Source organism: Pseudomonas gessardii, from assembly GCF_001983165.1.
Lineage (GTDB): Bacteria > Pseudomonadota > Gammaproteobacteria > Pseudomonadales > Pseudomonadaceae > Aquipseudomonas > Aquipseudomonas gessardii.
This window is the reverse complement of the sequence record NZ_MNPU01000002.1, coordinates 172575-188099: the sequence shown is the minus strand read 5'-3', so window position 1 is coordinate 188099 and position 15525 is coordinate 172575. Positions and strand designations below refer to the sequence as shown.

15 protein-coding genes are annotated in these 15525 nt (G+C 61.4%); 7 read left to right on the top strand and 8 right to left on the bottom strand.

The window, feature by feature from the left end:
* Window positions 1–64 precede the first annotated feature (64 nt).
* Window positions 65–676 (top strand): HAD superfamily inactivated hydrolase PcrP, encoded by a 612-nt coding sequence (gene pcrP / locus BLL38_RS03045; RefSeq protein WP_076961289.1) that lies wholly within the window; start codon window positions 65–67, stop codon window positions 674–676.
* A gap of 110 nt (window positions 677–786) precedes the next feature.
* Window positions 787–1053: a DUF4404 family protein gene (locus tag BLL38_RS03040; protein WP_076961288.1), complete on the top strand. Its 267-nt coding sequence runs from the start codon at window positions 787–789 to the stop codon at window positions 1051–1053.
* A gap of 128 nt (window positions 1054–1181) precedes the next feature.
* Here the strand turns inward: BLL38_RS03040 and queF are convergent, their stop codons facing one another.
* Both queF and copI read right to left on the bottom strand, forming a co-directional pair.
* A complete protein-coding gene (gene queF / locus BLL38_RS03035; protein ID WP_076961287.1) occupies window positions 1182–2012 on the bottom strand; it encodes an NADPH-dependent 7-cyano-7-deazaguanine reductase QueF in 831 nt (276 codons plus the stop codon).
* Between the two features lie 67 nt (window positions 2013–2079).
* On the bottom strand, window positions 2080–2604 hold the full coding sequence (gene copI, locus BLL38_RS03030) for a copper-resistant cuproprotein CopI (RefSeq protein ID WP_076961286.1): 525 nt from the start codon (window positions 2602–2604) through the stop codon (window positions 2080–2082).
* 157 nt (window positions 2605–2761) lie between these two features.
* Here copI and BLL38_RS03025 point away from each other — a divergent pair, with 157 nt between their 5' ends.
* Window positions 2762–3442: a heavy metal response regulator transcription factor gene (locus BLL38_RS03025; RefSeq protein WP_076961285.1), complete on the top strand. Its 681-nt coding sequence runs from the start codon at window positions 2762–2764 to the stop codon at window positions 3440–3442.
* The gene (locus BLL38_RS03020) at window positions 3439–4803 is read left to right on the top strand and encodes a heavy metal sensor histidine kinase (protein WP_076961284.1); all 1365 of its coding nucleotides are present in this window, start codon (window positions 3439–3441) and stop codon (window positions 4801–4803) included. The genes BLL38_RS03025 and BLL38_RS03020 overlap by 4 nt, the downstream gene beginning before the upstream one ends.
* A 105-nt stretch (window positions 4804–4908) precedes the next feature.
* On the opposite strand, the gene BLL38_RS03015 is transcribed toward BLL38_RS03020, so the two are convergent.
* Genes BLL38_RS03015 through BLL38_RS03005 form a run of 3 tightly spaced genes read right to left on the bottom strand, consistent with a single transcriptional unit; the run spans window position 4909 to window position 8155 of the window.
* Window positions 4909–6153 (bottom strand): lipoprotein-releasing ABC transporter permease subunit, encoded by a 1245-nt coding sequence (locus BLL38_RS03015; RefSeq protein WP_076961283.1) that lies wholly within the window; start codon window positions 6151–6153, stop codon window positions 4909–4911.
* A gap of 60 nt (window positions 6154–6213) precedes the next feature.
* The gene (lolD, locus tag BLL38_RS03010; RefSeq protein WP_162843709.1) at window positions 6214–6897 is read right to left on the bottom strand and encodes a lipoprotein-releasing ABC transporter ATP-binding protein LolD; all 684 of its coding nucleotides are present in this window, start codon (window positions 6895–6897) and stop codon (window positions 6214–6216) included.
* Window positions 6898–6904: 7 nt separating this feature from the next.
* Window positions 6905–8155 (bottom strand): lipoprotein-releasing ABC transporter permease subunit, encoded by a 1251-nt coding sequence (locus BLL38_RS03005; RefSeq protein ID WP_076961281.1) that lies wholly within the window; start codon window positions 8153–8155, stop codon window positions 6905–6907.
* 94 nt (window positions 8156–8249) lie between these two features.
* Between BLL38_RS03005 and BLL38_RS03000 the strand changes: the two genes are divergently transcribed.
* Window positions 8250–8834, top strand: a complete 585-nt coding sequence (locus BLL38_RS03000) for a PilZ domain-containing protein (protein ID WP_076961280.1) — start codon at window positions 8250–8252, stop codon at window positions 8832–8834.
* A gap of 43 nt (window positions 8835–8877) precedes the next feature.
* Window positions 8878–9600: a glycerophosphodiester phosphodiesterase gene (locus BLL38_RS02995; RefSeq protein WP_076961279.1), complete on the top strand. Its 723-nt coding sequence runs from the start codon at window positions 8878–8880 to the stop codon at window positions 9598–9600.
* Between the two features lie 42 nt (window positions 9601–9642).
* On the opposite strand, the gene sthA is transcribed toward BLL38_RS02995, so the two are convergent.
* Together sthA and BLL38_RS02985 are read right to left on the bottom strand one after the other, a co-directional pair.
* On the bottom strand, window positions 9643–11037 hold the full coding sequence (gene sthA, locus BLL38_RS02990) for a Si-specific NAD(P)(+) transhydrogenase (protein ID WP_029300105.1): 1395 nt from the start codon (window positions 11035–11037) through the stop codon (window positions 9643–9645).
* A 190-nt stretch (window positions 11038–11227) separates the two neighbouring features.
* Complete coding sequence (locus BLL38_RS02985; RefSeq protein WP_076961278.1) at window positions 11228–12241, bottom strand: FAD:protein FMN transferase; 1014 nt, start codon at window positions 12239–12241, stop codon at window positions 11228–11230.
* Window positions 12242–12505: 264 nt separating this feature from the next.
* Between BLL38_RS02985 and tcuC the strand changes: the two genes are divergently transcribed.
* A complete protein-coding gene (gene tcuC, locus BLL38_RS02980) occupies window positions 12506–13804 on the top strand; it encodes an MFS transporter (RefSeq protein ID WP_076961277.1) in 1299 nt (432 codons plus the stop codon).
* Window positions 13805–13981: 177 nt separating this feature from the next.
* Here tcuC and BLL38_RS02975 read toward each other — a convergent pair whose 3' ends face one another.
* Window positions 13982–15445, bottom strand: coding sequence for a glyceraldehyde-3-phosphate dehydrogenase (locus tag BLL38_RS02975; protein ID WP_076961276.1), 1464 nt, complete (start codon window positions 15443–15445; stop codon window positions 13982–13984).
* Window positions 15446–15525: the final 80 nt, after the last annotated feature.

Genomic DNA, 15525 nt, shown 5'->3' with positions numbered 1-15525 from the left:
AACCCGATGTCATCTGCTTGTCATGGGCGTCCGATAGCGTCACAGCTATTTTCAGGGACGTCCCATGCCCCATCCCCAGATCGTTGCAGATAACGCCCCGCCCTTGACCGCCGTACTCTTTGGCCTCAGTGGTTGCCTGGTGGACTTTGGTTCCATGGCCCACGCCAGCACCGTCCCCGCAGGCGAAACCCTGGCCACCCCCGGCGCCCTGCAAATTCTGCAATGGCTCCACGATCAAGGCACCCCCAGCGCCTGGCTGGATGAGTTGCCCACCCGCGTCACCACGCCGCTGGCCGCCGCCCTGCCGGAGTGGGTTCAAGGCACCCGCCCGGCCACCCTGCCCTGGCCCGCCCCCCATGCCTGCTGGCAAGCCTTGATGGACCTGAATATCCAGCGCCTGGATGGCTGCGTGCTGGTCAGTGGTGAACCCCGATTACTGCAATCCGGGCTCAACGCCGGGCTCTGGACGATTGGCCTGGCGTCCTGTGGCTCACTGTGCGGGCTCTCCCCTGCCCAATGGCAAGCGCTGAGCGAACAAGCGCGCGAACACAAGCGCGCCAAGGCCACCGTCACGCTATATGGGCTTGGCGTGCACTCGGTGATCGATCACCTGGGCGAACTGGGCACCTGCCTGGCGGACATCCGCCTGCGCCGGCTCAAAGGCGAAAAGCCCTGATCAAGATCATGCACAGTCGCTGCCAGTGGATTAATCTACAGGTCATCCCGTAGACCTTTCTCGGCGTGCCGTGGTCTATGCCAGTGCCTATCGATAAAAGGAAGAACGCCATGCCTGCCCGCGAAAAACTGCAAGAACAGGTTTCCATCCTGCGCGAGCAATTGAATCAGGACCCGCCTCTGTCGCTGGAAAAACGCGAAGCGCTGGAAGCGTTGATTGCCAAGTTTGAAGTGCAACTGGAACTGGAACCTGCCACTCAGAACCCCAGCCTTGCCGACGGTGTAAACCTGGCTGTAGAACGCTTCGAGCTGGAGCATCCGGGCATAGCCGGGACATTGCGCAATATTGTGGTGACTCTGGGCAATATCGGGATCTAATCCGAATCCAGGACCCAAAAATGTGGGAGCGGGCTTGCTCGCGATAGCGCAGTGTCAGTCACCGAAGATATTGACTGAACCACCGCCATCGCGAGCAAGCCCGCTCCCACATTTGTATCGTATGAAGGCTACTGGCGAGCCAGGCGCAGGTTCTGGAACTGCACAGCCTCAGTGCTGCGATACGGGTTGATATCCAACCCACCCCGTCGCACATACCGCGCATAAACCGTCAACTTCTCAGGCTTGAGCAACCGCTGCAGGTCGAGAAAGATCCGCTCCACGCACTGTTCATGAAAGTCCGAGTGCTGACGAAAGCTCACCAGGTAGGCCAACAGGCTCGCATGATCCAGGGCCGCGCCGCGGTACTCTACCGCCACGCTGCCCCAATCCGGCTGGCTGGTCACCGGGCAGTTGGATTTGAGCAGATGGCTGTGCACGCTCTCTTCCACCACGCGGGAATCATCGCAGCGCAGCAGTTCCGGGCGCGGGTGCTCGTAGTTGCTGACACTGATCTGCAGGTCATCAATGCACACGCCCGGCAGGCTGACCACACCTTCACCTTCCACCTCGGCCAGGCTGCGGATACGCACGCCCACTGGCTTGCCGGCCGCTGCGCTCAAGTCGGCACGCAAGGTGGCCTCAAGGCTTGGCCCATCGGCAAACGGCGTCTGGTTCAACGAATTGAGGTAGAGCTTGAAGGATTTCGACTCGATGATGTTCGGCGAGTCGGCCGGGATGCTGAACTCACCGATGGCCACCACCGGCTTGCCGGACGGCAGCAGCCAGGACAGTTCAAAGCAGTTCCAGAAATCCACGCCCTTGTAAGGCAGCGTCTCGGCGCTCAGGCCCAGTTCGGCCCATTTGGCGGCGCGAGGGATGGGGAACAGCAATGAAGGGGTGTAGGTGGATATGTATTCACTGGACTTGCCCAGCGGCGAATGTTCGGCTGCGGGATGCATGGCGGAAACCTGGCTAAATAAACCCCGTCAGTCTACCAGCCTTTGCTCCCGCCTTTGAGCCTGAGGTTTACGGGTTGACGTTCAGCTTGCCAACCATCCCCGCCTGGTAATGCCCGGGGAGGTTGCAAGCGAACTCCAGGGCTCCGGTCTTACTGAAGGTCCAGGTCAATTCGGCGGTCTTGCCCGGCTCCACCAGCATGCTGTTGGGATCGTCATGTTTCATGCCGCCCATGTCACCATGGCCCATCGCCGCGTGATCCATCTGGCCCATGCCGGTGGTGGTCAACATGCCGCTGGCCTGCATCTTGAGCATTTCCTTCTGGTGATCGGCATGCATGGCCGCGTCACCCAGGTTGAATTCATGCAGCAACTGGCCCTTGTTGACCAGTACAAAGCGCACCGTCTCACCGGCTTTTACATCCAGCGATGTAGGGGCAAAGGAAATATCCTGCAGCAGCACTTCTACAGTACGCGTGGCCTTGCTCGCCGGCGCAGCCTCGCCAAAGGCAAAAGTGTGCGCGCCGTCGGCCAGCGCCGGGGCGCTCAGCGCCATCAGGCAACCCACCCACCACCAGGTTTTACGCAATAACATGTTCATTCTCCAAAGGTACGGGATCCGCTTGTGGGACACTCTAATAATGTGCCGCTGCCAGCCAGCTGACTGCTAGATTACAACTTTGTCAGATTGTCCCGGCCCTCCAAGGCACACGGTATAAAGCCAACCGTCACCCGCTGCCATGAGCTTGCCTATGAAACTGCTGATCGTCGAAGACCAACCCAAAACCGGCCAATACCTGCGCCAGGGCCTGGCCGAAGCCGGCTTCAACACCGAACTGGTGGCCGACGGCACCACCGGTCAGCACCTGGCGCTGACGGGCGACTATGACCTGCTGATCCTGGATGTGATGCTCCCGGGCCGCACCGGCTGGCAGATCCTGCAGGCAGTGCGCAGTGCCGGCCTGGAAATCCCGGTGCTGTTCCTGACCGCGCGGGATGCGGTCGAGGATCGGGTCCACGGCCTGGAGCTGGGGGCCGACGACTACCTGGTCAAGCCCTTCGCGTTCTCCGAGCTGCTGGCCCGGGTGCGCAGCCTGCTGCGCCGGGGCAGCAGCATCCCCCAGGACACCAGCCTACACCTGGCCGACCTGCGCCTGGACCTGATCCGTCGCCGTGTCGAGCGCGGCAATCAACGTATCGACCTCACCGCCAAGGAGTTCGCCCTGCTGGAAATGCTCCTGCGCCGCCAGGGCGAAGTGCTGCCCAAGTCGCTGATTGCCTCCCAGGTCTGGGATATGAACTTCGACAGCGACACCAATATCATCGAAGTGGCCATTCGCCGCCTGCGCTTGAAGATCGATGATAGCTTTCCCAACAAGCTGATCCACACCGTGCGCGGCATGGGCTATGTGCTGGAGGAGCGGTTCAGTTGATCAAGCGCCTCTCCCTGGCCAGCCGCCTGGCCCTGTTGTTTGCCGGCTGCACCGCCGTGGTCTCGCTGCTGGCGGGTGTGTTGTTCAGCCAGGCCAGCGAGAAGCACTTCATCGAGCTGGACCAGCAATTGCTCGACAGCAAGCTGATGGCCCTGCGCAGTGCCCTGCAAGGCGCCGACACCCCCGCGTTGTTTGCCCAACGCCAAGCCGCGCTGGTGGGCGAACTGAGCCATCAACCCGACCTGTCGGTGCGCATCAACGCCGCCGACGGCCAGCGCTGGTTTGACAGCTCCCCGCGCATCCCCGCCAACCTGCCCACCGCGCCCGGCCTACATAGCCTGCAAAGCGACGGCACCCGCTATCGGACGTACAACGCACCATTGAACCCCACCCAGAGCGGCTCGGCGCAGTTGATCCTGATACTGGACATCACCCATCACCAACACTTCCTGCAAAGCATGCAACACCTGATCTGGCTGACGGTCGGCCTGTCCGCCCTGGCCACTGCGCTCCTGGGCGCCTGGGCCGCGCGCAGTGCCCTGCGCCCTCTCAGGCGGATGACCGAAGTGGCTGCCGGCATCCGTGCCCACTCCCTGACCCAGCGCCTGCCCCAGGAACAGATGCCCGCCGAACTGGAGGAACTGACCCTGGCCTTCAACGCCATGTTCAGCCGCCTGGACGATGCATTCCAACGGCTTTCGGCGTTCTCCGCCGATATTGCCCACGAACTGCGCACACCGTTATCCAACCTCCTGACCCAGACCCAGGTGATCCTCACCCAGCCCCGGCCGCTGGAGGATTACCGCGAAGCGCTGCACAGCAACCTGGAAGAGCTGCAATGGATGGCCCAACTGGTCAATGACATGCTGTACCTGGCCAAGGCCGACCACGGGCTGCTCAACCCCAGGCGCGAACCCCTGGCCCTGGCCGACGAGGTGGATGCCTTGCTGGAGTTCTTCGCGCCGTTGGCCGAGGACGCCCAGGTCAACCTGCTGCGCGACGGCCGCGCCAGGACCGCCGGCGACCGCAGCATGCTGCGCCGGGCGTTTTCCAACCTGCTGGACAATGCCGTGCGCTTTACGCCGCCTGGCGGTGAAGTGCGGGTGAGGATCAGCGAAAACGCCCAGGGCGTGAAACTGAGCGTGGAAAATACCGGGACCGGGATTCCCCAGGGGTTGCTGCCCAAGCTGTTTGACCGGTTCTACCGCGCGGACCCGGCACGCCATGAAGGCAGCAGTGAGCATGCAGGGCTGGGGCTGGCGATTACCCAGTCGATTGTGCAGGCGCACGGGGGGAGGATTTTCTGTGAGTCACAGCCGGGGTGGACGCGGTTTGTGATTGAGTTGCCAAAAGGGGTTTGAGGCACGCTGGGCGGGCCTCATCGCGGGCAAGCCCGCTCCCACAGGTTGATTTGCGAACACAGTCAAATGTGGGAGCTGGCTTGCCTGCGATAGCGATCTGAAGACCTACGAATATCTCAGGGCATGCGCCGGCTCGATCTTCGCCGCCCGATACGCCGGGTAGATCGTCGCCAAAAAGCTCAACACAAACCCTGCACTGCAAATCAGCAACACATCGCCACCTTGCAGCTCCGACGGCAGATTGCTGACAAAATACACGTCCGAACTGAAGATATGCTGCCCGGTCACCCGCTCCATCCAGCCCACCAGCGCGCTGACGTTCAGCGCGGCAATCACCCCCAGCACGCCGCCAATCAGGGTGCCGACGATACCGATCACCGTGCCCTGGACCATGAAGATCGCCATGATCTGCCGTGGCGTGGCGCCGATGGTGCGCAGGATCGCGATGTCCGCGCCCTTGTCGTTCACCACCATGATCAGCGTGGCGATGATATTGAAGGCCGCGACGGCGACAATCATCAGCAGCAACAGGCCGATCATGGTCTTTTCCATCTTCATCGCGCTGAACAGGCTGCCCTGGGTGTGAGTCCAGTCATCGGCCTTGTAGGCCGCGCCCAGGCTGGCGGCAATGTCCGCCGAAACCTTGGGCGCCGCATACAGGTCCTTGACCGCCAGGCGCACGCTTTGCACCTGGTTGGGCTGCCAACGCAGCATTTGCGCGGCATCGGCAACATGGATCAAGGCCATCGAGCCATCCAGCTCGGCACCGACCTTGAACACCCCCACCACGTTCAAACGCTGCATACGCGGGGTAATGCCGCCGGGAGCCGTGCTGATTTCCGGGACGATCAAGGTCAGCTTATCCCCCACATTCAGGCGGAAACGGCGCGCGGTGATTTCCCCGATCACCACGCCGAACTCACCCGGCTGCAGGTCTGCCAGGTTCCCCTGGACGATATGCTGGGTGACGATGGACACCTTGCCTTCCTGGGCCGGGTCGATCCCGCTGATCTGGATCGGCTGCATCGAGCCCTTATAGGACAGCATGCCCTCCATCTCGGTGAACGGCACGGCGGCGGTCACTTCGGGATTTTTCAGGGCGGCGGCGGCCACGGGCTGCCAGTCGCTGATCGGGTTGACGCCGACGATGGTGGCGTGCGGCACCATGCCCAGAATGCGTGAACTCATTTCCCGCTGGAAACCGTTCATCACCGACAACACCACGATCATCGCCAGCACGCCCAGGGCGAGGCCGATCATCGAGGTCATCGAGATAAACGAGACAAAACGGTTACGGCGCTTGGCGCGGGTATAGCGCGTGCCGATAAAAATCGATAACGGTCTGAACATTCGCTTGCACCGCCTGAAAAAATAGAAAACCCAGGCACAGGCGCCCGGGCTTGAAACAGGTCAGATGGCGACCAAATGACCTTCCTGCAGGTGCAACACGCGGTCCATTTGCCGGGCCATGCTCATGTCATGGGTCACCACCAGGAACGCAGTGCGCATCTGGGTGCTCAGCTCCAGCATCAAGTCCTTGATACCCTGGGCGGTATGGGAGTCGAGGTTGCCGGTCGGCTCGTCGAGCATCACCAGGCCCGGGTTGTTGACCAGGGCACGGGCAATCGCCACACGCTGGCGCTCGCCGCCGGACAGCTCTGCCGGCTTGTGCTCCAGGCGATGGCCAAGGCCGACACGCTCCAGCAGGGCAGTGGCACGCTGGCGCGCCTCTGGGATCGCGGTCTTGCCGATCAAGAGCGGCATACATACGTTTTCCAGGGCGGTGAACTCTGGCAGCAAGTGGTGGAACTGGTACACAAAGCCCAGGGAGCGATTACGCAACTGGCCACGAGCCTTCTCGTTCAAGGCCGAGAGTTCTTCACCGGCCAGCCACACGCTGCCGTGGGACGGCGTATCAAGGCCGCCCAACAGGTTGAGCAAGGTACTTTTGCCGGAGCCGGAACTGCCGACGATCGCCACGCGCTCGCCGGGATGCAGTTCCAGTTGCAGGTTGGACAGCACCACCACCGATTCCGGGCCTTCCTCGTAGGATTTGCCCAGGTTGCGGCAGCTCAGGATTGCTTTTTCACTCATGCCCGATTCACTCATAACGTAAAGCCTGCGCCGGCTGGGTACGTGCCGCGCGCCAGGCTGGATACAGGGTGGCAAGGAAACTCAGGACCAACGCGGCGCCGCCGACCATCAGCACATCCTGGCTCTGCACCTGGGATGGCAAATAGTCGATGAAGTAGACGTCGGCGTTGAGAAACTTGTGGCCGATCAGGGTTTCGACGCCGGCGATGGCAGCACTGACGTTCAGCGCGGCAAAAATCCCCACCGCCGTACCGATCAAGGTGCCGACCACGCCAATCACCGTGCCCTGGACCATGAAGATCGCCATGATCTGCCCCGGCGTGGCGCCCAGGGTGCGCAGAATGGCGATATCGCCCTTCTTGTCGTTCACCACCATCACCAGGGTGGAGATGATGTTGAACGCGGCCACCGCGACAATCAGCAGCAGCAGCAGGCCGATCATGGCCTTTTCCATGCGGATCGCCTGGTACAGGTTGCCGTGGGTCCGGGTCCAGTCGCGGGCGTAATACTCGCTTTCCCCCAACTGCTGGGCAATTTCCCAGGCGCCGCGCGGTGCGTCGAACAAGTCGTTGAACTTCAGGCGCAGGCCCTGTACCTGGTCCGGCTTCCAGCGATGCAGGCGGGCCAGGTCGGTGAGGTTGGTCAGGCCGAGGAAGCCGTCGATCTCGCCGGCGCCGACATGAAAGATGCCGACCACGGTAAAGCGCTTCATGCGCGGGAACATGCCGGCCGGGGTCACCGTGACCTCCGGGGCGACGAAGGTCAGCTTGTCGCCAATACCCACGCCCAGCTTGGCCGCCGCGCGGTCGCCGATCACGATGCCGAAGCTGCCAGGCGAAAGGGCATCGAGCTGGCCCTGCTGCATGAACTGATCAATGATCGAGACTTTGCGCTCCTGCGCCGGGTCGATGGCGTTGAGCAGGACTTTCTGCACCTTGCCATCATTGGTCAGCAGGCCCTGCATCTGGGTAAACGGCGCGACGGCCAGCACCTTGGGGTTCTGCTTGACCTTGTCGGCCAGGCTTTGCCAGTCACCCAGGGGCTCGCCGGACTCGATGGTCGCATGGGGCACCATGCCCAGCACGCGGGTGCGCATCTCATGATCGAAGCCATTCATCACCGATAGCACCACGATCATCACGACAACGCCCAGGGCGAGTCCGATCATGGAGGTCAGGGAAATGAACGACACAAAATGATTGCGACGCTTTGCACGGGTATAACGCGTGCCGATAAATACGAAGAGAGGTCTGAACATGTCGGGGCTTGTTCGGAGGAAAAGAAGACGTCCCGGTGGCGGGGTCTGGTAAGCAGCTTTACACTCAGACCATTACCGTTACCTGGGGTTCGCCATGACGACATTAGATGAAGAAGATCGCCGCGAATACTACCGTATCGACGACATGATCGCACTCCAAATCAAAAGCCTGTCTGCCCCGCAAGCGGCGAGCAAGGAAGTGTTGCTGGATGATTCCCCACTGTTCAACCTGCTCAGTGAACTGCACCTGAGTGAATTCGAGTCCCAGCACCTGCTGCGCCAGCTCGGCGAGCGCGACCGCACCCTCGTCGCCTTCCTCAAGGTGCAGAACAAACGCATGGATCTGCTCAGCCAGGTCATGGCGCAAAGCCTGCTGGGCGAGATCGGCGCGCCGCAGCCAGTGATCATCTCCGAAGGCGGTATCGACTTCCAGCACCCCACGGCGCTCACGCCCGGCAGCCACCTGGCGGTCAAGCTGGTGCTGCTGCCCCAGGCGCTGGGCCTGTTGCTGCGGGCCAAGGTCACCCATTGCGATCCGAAGGGCGATGGGTTTGACGTGGGCACCGAATTTGAATCCATGACTGACGCCCAGCGCCAGCTGCTAGCGCGCTATATTTTGCAAAAACAGGCCCAGGAACGGCGCCTGGCCCGGGAACAAAGCGACGGCCAAGACACCTGATTTGATATTTATCCCGCCATACACCTGGCGCAAAGGAGCATCTGTGACCCTGATTTATGGCCATCGCGGCGCTAAAGGCGAAGCACCGGAAAACACCCTGACCAGCTTCCAGCAATGCCTCAAGCACGGCGTGCGCCGTTGCGAGCTGGACTTGCACCTGTCCATGGACGGCGAGCTGATGGTGATCCACGACCCGACCTTGAAGCGCACCGCCGACCGGCGCGGCAAGGTGGTGGAATACGTCGCCGCCGACCTGGTGAAAATGGACGCGCGCAAGGGCGGCCCGGGCTGGGTCAGCCCCTGCCCGATCCCGCGCCTGGAAGAACTGTTTGAACACTGCGACTTTGACCACTGGCAACTGGAAGTCAAGAGCGCCTCGCGCACCCGCGCCGCGACCACCGTGCTGGCGATCCGCGAAATGGCCCAGCGCTTTGGCCTGCTGGACAAGGTCACCGTGACCTCAAGCTCGCGGGAAGTGTTGAAAGCCGCCCTGGAGCTGACGCCGGACCTGTCCCGTGGACTGGTGGCCGAATACGCCTGGCTCGACCCACTGAAGGTCGCGCAGAACTATGGCTGTGGGTATTTGGCGTTGAACTGGACGCTGTGCACCCCCGAGCGACTGGAAAAAGCCCAGCGCCAGGGCTTGCACGTGTCCGTGTGGACCGTCAACGAACCTGCGCTGATGCGCAGGCTCGCCGACTTCGGCGTAGATAGCCTGATTACAGACTTTCCCGGTTTGGCCACTGCCACTCTCGGGAATTACTGAAATCGGTCTCCCCGGCCGGCTCAGGCCACCGGCCGGAGCCGCTCAAAAAAGCCGGTTGAGGCCGTCGTAGGCCGCTACCCGATAGGCTTCGGCCATGGTCGGGTAGTTGAACGTGGTGTTCACAAAGTACTTGAGGGTATTTTGCTCACCCGGCTGGCTCATGATCGCCTGGCCGATATGCACGATCTCCGAGGCTTGGTAGCCGAAGCAATGCACGCCGAGCACTTCCAGGGTCTCGCGGTGGAACAGGATCTTCAGCATGCCTTGCGGCTCGCCGGCGATCTGCGCACGCGCCATGCTCTTGAAAAACGCCTTGCCCACTTCGTAAGGCACCTTGGCCTTGGTCAGCTCGTGCTCGTTCTTGCCGATGGAGCTGATCTCGGGAATGGTGTAGATCCCGGTCGGCACATCGTTGACGTAGCGCCAGCTGCCGTTGTCGACAATGCTGCCGGCGGCCGAACGGCCCTGGTCGTGGGCGGCACTGGCCAGGCTCGGCCAACCGATCACATCGCCAGCGCCATAGATATTGGTGACGCAGGTGCGGTAGTTTTCATCCACCTCGATCTGGCCACGGCTGTTGACCTTGACCCCAATGTTTTCCATGCCCAGCTTGTCGGTGTTGCCGGTACGGCCGTTGCACCAGAGCAAGGCGTCGGCCTTGATCTTCTTGCCGGACTTGAGATGCAGGATCACACCGTTGTCCAGGCCTTCAACGCGGTCGTACTCCTCGTTGTGGCGCACGGTGATGTTGTTGTTGCTGAAGTGGTAGCTCAACGCCTGGGAGATTTCCGAGTCGAGAAAGCTCAACAACTGGTCGCGGTTGTCCACCAGCTCCACCAACACGCCCAGGCCGCTGAAGATCGAGGCGTATTCACAGCCGATCACGCCGGCGCCATAGATGATCAGTTTGCGCGGGGTGTGGCCCAGGCTGAGGATGGTGTCGCTATCGTAGATACGCGGGTGGTGGAAATCGATATCGGCCGGGCGATACGGGCGCGAGCCGGTGGCAATGATGATGTGCTTGGCCACCAGTTTCTCGACCACGCCATTGGCGCAGACCACTTCGACGGTTTGCTCGTCGGCGAAGCTGCCGGTGCCAAAGAACAGGTCGACACGGTTACGGGCGTAGTAGCCGGTACGCGAGGCGACCTGCTTGGAAATGACTTTCTCGGCGCTTTTCAGCACATCCGGGAACGAGAACCAGCGCGGCTCACCAATGGCCCGGAACATCGGGTTGGTGTTGAACTGCATGATCTGGCGCACCGAGTGACGCAAGGCCTTGGACGGGATGGTGCCCAGGTGGGTGCAGTTACCGCCGACCTGACGACGGCTATCGACCATCGCCACCTTGCGTCCTGCTTTGGCGGCATTCATCGCCGCACCTTCTCCAGCTGGGCCAGAACCCAGTACCACCACGTCGTAGTTGTAGACAGCCATGCGTACTCCTCAGAACAGGCCAGGGCGCACGGTTGGGCGCCTGGCTAAATCATGCCGCGGCCAGCGGTCATGAAGGATCAAATAGGCTCAGGTGTGTGAGCCGGGGCACAGTCTATATAAGGCTCAACGCCGCGCACATTAACCCTTGGTCGCGTCGTAGGCCAGTTTTGCCTTTACTACACAGTATTGATCACGGCTTGAGCGCCGTCAGTTGTTCGAACGCTTTGTTGCTGCGTGTGACGAAAGCATCCCCCTCACGCATCACAAAAAATGCCGCGATCTGGTGTTTTTCTGCATAGTCCCAGCCCTCGTCGGGCCCCAGCACCAAGAGCAACGTCGACAAGCCATCGGCCATCAGCGCCGAAGGCTCCAGCACCGTGACCGATGCCAGGTGATGGGTAATCGGTGCGCCGGTCCGGGCATCGAGGGTGTGGGAATAGCGGCGACCATCCTGCTGGAAATAATTGCGATAGTCACCTGAAGTAGACACGCCAAAGCCGTCCACCGCGATAATCCGCTCGGCTACCTGCTGGTCATCCCGCGGTTCTTCCAGGGCCACACGCCAGGGCGTACCGTCAGGTTTGCGCCCGGCAGCCTTGAGCTCGCCGGTCACTTCGACCAGGTAGCGGTGGATGCCCGACTGCCCAAGCCGCTCGGCAATCCGGTCCACCGTGTAGCCGGCGGCAATACTGTTGAAGTCCACTTGCACCGCCGCATCCTTGCACAACTGGTGACCGTCGATACGCAAGTGCTGATGGCCGACGTGCTGGCGCGCCAGGGCCAGCGTCATGGGATCCGGGACTTTTACCTGCCGCGCCTGGGGGCCGAAGCCCCACAGGTTGAGCAGTGGCTCGACGGTCAGGTCAAAAGCCCCGCCACTGGCCTGGGACAATTGTTCGCCGGTGCGCACCAACTGCAGGATCGACTCGGGCATCGGCTGGCAGCTGTTGGCCGGCAAGTCATTGAAGCGCTCGATATCGGAATCGCTGCGATAGGTCGACATCTGCCGGTCGACCTCGGCAAGCAGGCTCTCGACCTGCGGCTGCACCTCACTGGCTGCCGGCGTGCCGGGGGTGCGGACATATTTGATTGAATAAGTGCTGCCCATGGTCGGGCCGCCAAAAGCCTCCAGGGGCTCATCGCCGCCGCAGCCCGTCAAGATCGCCAACACAACGCCCACCATCGCGCATCGCAAACCACCCATAAGCCACACCAACCTTATCAATGCTGAAAACTTAATGAAGCCGCACTCAAGCATATTTCCGGGGCAGGCCATTATGCGGCATGTCGTCGCCTGACGCGGGTTGGCTCATGACAAATAGCCAGCTTACTAACGGTTTTTGTTGCTCACCCACACGGATACACATATGGTTACAAAACTCTTCGGCGCCCGCTCGCGCCCAGACCTTGCAGCAAGGATGAACGACGACCAGGGATTTCCAACAAGATAGCCAGTTGAGTAAATGACATGGCCAGCACCACGGGCAAAGGCAAGGCGATCTTTCGCGTTGTCAGCGGTAACTTCCTCGAAATGTTCGACTTCATGGTCTACGGCTTCTACGCCACGGCCATTGCCAAGACCTTCTTCCCTGCCGACAGCGCCTTTGCGTCCCTGATGTTGTCCCTGGCCACCTTCGGTGCCGGGTTCCTGATGCGCCCGCTGGGGGCGATCTTCCTCGGCGCCTACATCGACCGCCATGGCCGTAAAAAAGGCCTGGTGATCACCCTGGCCATGATGGCCGCCGGGACCGTGCTGATCGCCTGCGTGCCCGGCTATGCCACCCTCGGGGTGGCCGCACCGCTGATCGTGCTGTTTGGCCGGTTGCTGCAAGGCTTCTCGGCGGGTGTCGAACTGGGCGGGGTCTCGGTATACCTGGCGGAAATCGCCACGCCGGGGCGCAAGGGCTTTTTCGTCAGCTGGCAGTCCGCCAGCCAACAAGCTGCGGTGGTGTTCGCCGGCCTGCTGGGTGTGGGCTTGAACCACTGGCTGAGCCCCGAGGAAATGGGCGAATGGGGCTGGCGCGTGCCGTTCCTGATCGGCTGCCTGATCGTGCCGGTGATCTTCGTGATTCGCCGCTCCCTGGAGGAAACCCCGGAATTCCAGGCGCGCAAGCATCGCCCTACCCTGCAGGAAATCATCCGCTCCATTGGCCAGAACTTTGGCATCGTCCTGGCGGGCATGGCGCTGGTGGTGATGACCACCGTGTCGTTCTACCTGATCACCGCCTATACCCCGACCTTCGGCAAAGCCGAGTTGCACCTGTCGGACCTGGATGCGCTGTTGGTCACCGTGTGCGTAGGTATTTCCAATTTTATCTGGCTGCCGGTGATGGGCGCGGTGTCCGACAAGATCGGCCGTAAACCCTTGCTGCTCGGTGCGACGATCCTGGCGATTCTCACGGCATACCCGGCGTTGTCGTGGCTGGTGGTCAATCCGAGTTTCAGCCACCTGCTGATCGTGCTGTTGTGGCTGTCCTTCCTGTATGGCTCGTATAACGGCGCCATGGTGGTAGCCCTGACCGAAATCATGCCGGTGGAAGTCCGCACCACCGGTTTCTCCCTGGCCTACAGCCTGGCGACCGCAACCTTTGGCGGCTTTACCCCGGCGGCCTGCACCTACCTGATCCATGTGCTGGATAACAAGGCCGCGCCGGGGATCTGGCTCAGTGGGGCGGCGGTGCTGGGGTTGATTGCGACCTTGGTGCTGTTCAAGGGTAATCGGCATGAACTGCGCACTGCACAGGCTTCGGTAGTCGGTGGAGCCTGATAGATCGCTATCGCGGCGATGCGGCAGCCCGACAAGCCCACTCCCACATTTGAATGTATTCGCAAATCAAACTGTGGGAGCGGGCTTGCCCGCGATGAGGCCTTCAAACCCAACACAAAATCCCCAGACACAAAAAAGCCCCGAACCAGTCGGGGCTTTTTCATCTACCGCTAATGCTTAGCGCGGAAACGCAGGCGGGTTGACCCCAGCCATGTCTTCCATCACGCGCACTACCTGGCAGCTGTAACCGAACTCGTTGTCGTACCAGACGTACAGTACAACGCGGTTATCCTGGGTGATGGTCGCTTCAGCATCGACCACACCGGCGTGGCGCGAGCCAACGAAGTCGGTGGACACCACTTCCTGGGAGTTGACGAAGTCGATTTGCTTATGCAGATCGGAGTGCAGCGCCATGTAGCGCAGGTACTCGTTCATCTCTTCACGGGTAGCGGCTTTCTCAAGGTTGAGGTTGAGAATGGCCATCGACACGTTCGGCGTGGGTACACGGATCGCGTTACCGGTCAGCTTGCCGGCCAGCTCAGGCAGGGCCTTGGCAGCAGCGGTGGCCGCACCGGTCTCGGTGATCACCATGTTCAGCGCGGCGCTACGGCCACGGCGATCGCCCTTGTGGAAGTTGTCGATCAGGTTCTGGTCGTTGGTGTACGAGTGAACGGTTTCGACGTGGCCGTTGATGATGCCGAACTTGTCATTCACCGCCTTGAGCACCGGCACGATAGCGTTGGTGGTGCAGGAAGCGGCAGACACGATCTTGTCGTCAGCGGTGATTTCGTTGTGGTTGATGCCGTGAACGATGTTCTTCAGCTTGCCTTTACCAGGCGCAGTCAACACCACGCGGTCGATCCCCGGGCAGGCCAGGTGCTGGCCCAGACCGTCGGCATCGCGCCAGACGCCGGTGTTGTCCACCAGCAAGGCGTTCTGGATGCCGTACTGGGTGTAATCCACCTCGGTCGGGTTCTTCGCGTAGATCACCTGGATCAGGTTACCGTTGGCGGTGATGGTGTTGTTTTCTTCGTCGATGGTGATGGTGCCATTGAACGAACCGTGTACCGAGTCGCGGCGCAAGAGGCTGGCGCGCTTGGTCAGGTCATTCTCGGCGCCTTTGCGCACGACAATAGCCCGCAGGCGCAGGCCGTCGCCACCGCCGGTCTTTTCGATCAGGATGCGTGCCAGCAGGCGGCCGATACGACCGAAGCCGTACAGCACCACGTCGGTGCCTTTGCGGGATGCGGCGTTTTGCTGGCCAACCACGTCGGCCAGTTCTTCACGCACGAACTGCTCGGCGCTGCGGCCATTGCCTTGGGCGCGGAACTTGAACGCCAACTTGCCCAGGTCTACCGAGGCCGCGCCGAGCTTGAGCTCGCTCATGGCTTTAAGCAGAGGGAATGTTTCGTGGACGGAGAGTTCGCTATCGTCGGCAGAACGATGGCGAGCAAAGCGATGAGCCTTGAGAATCGCGATGACTGATTGGTTGATCAGGCTGCGGCCATAGATCGAGCTCACCACATTGTTATTGCGGTACAGCTGACCGATAAGCGGGATCATCGCTTCTGCGAGTGCTTCACGGTCGATCCATTCACCAAGACACTGGTCGGGCTTCTGAGTCACGGGAACCTTCCACATGTAGGGGCTGAAAAAAGGGGCTACATTATGCCGCCCGGCCGCCCCCTGAGCAATGCGCGTCACGCAACAAAAGCCCTTGC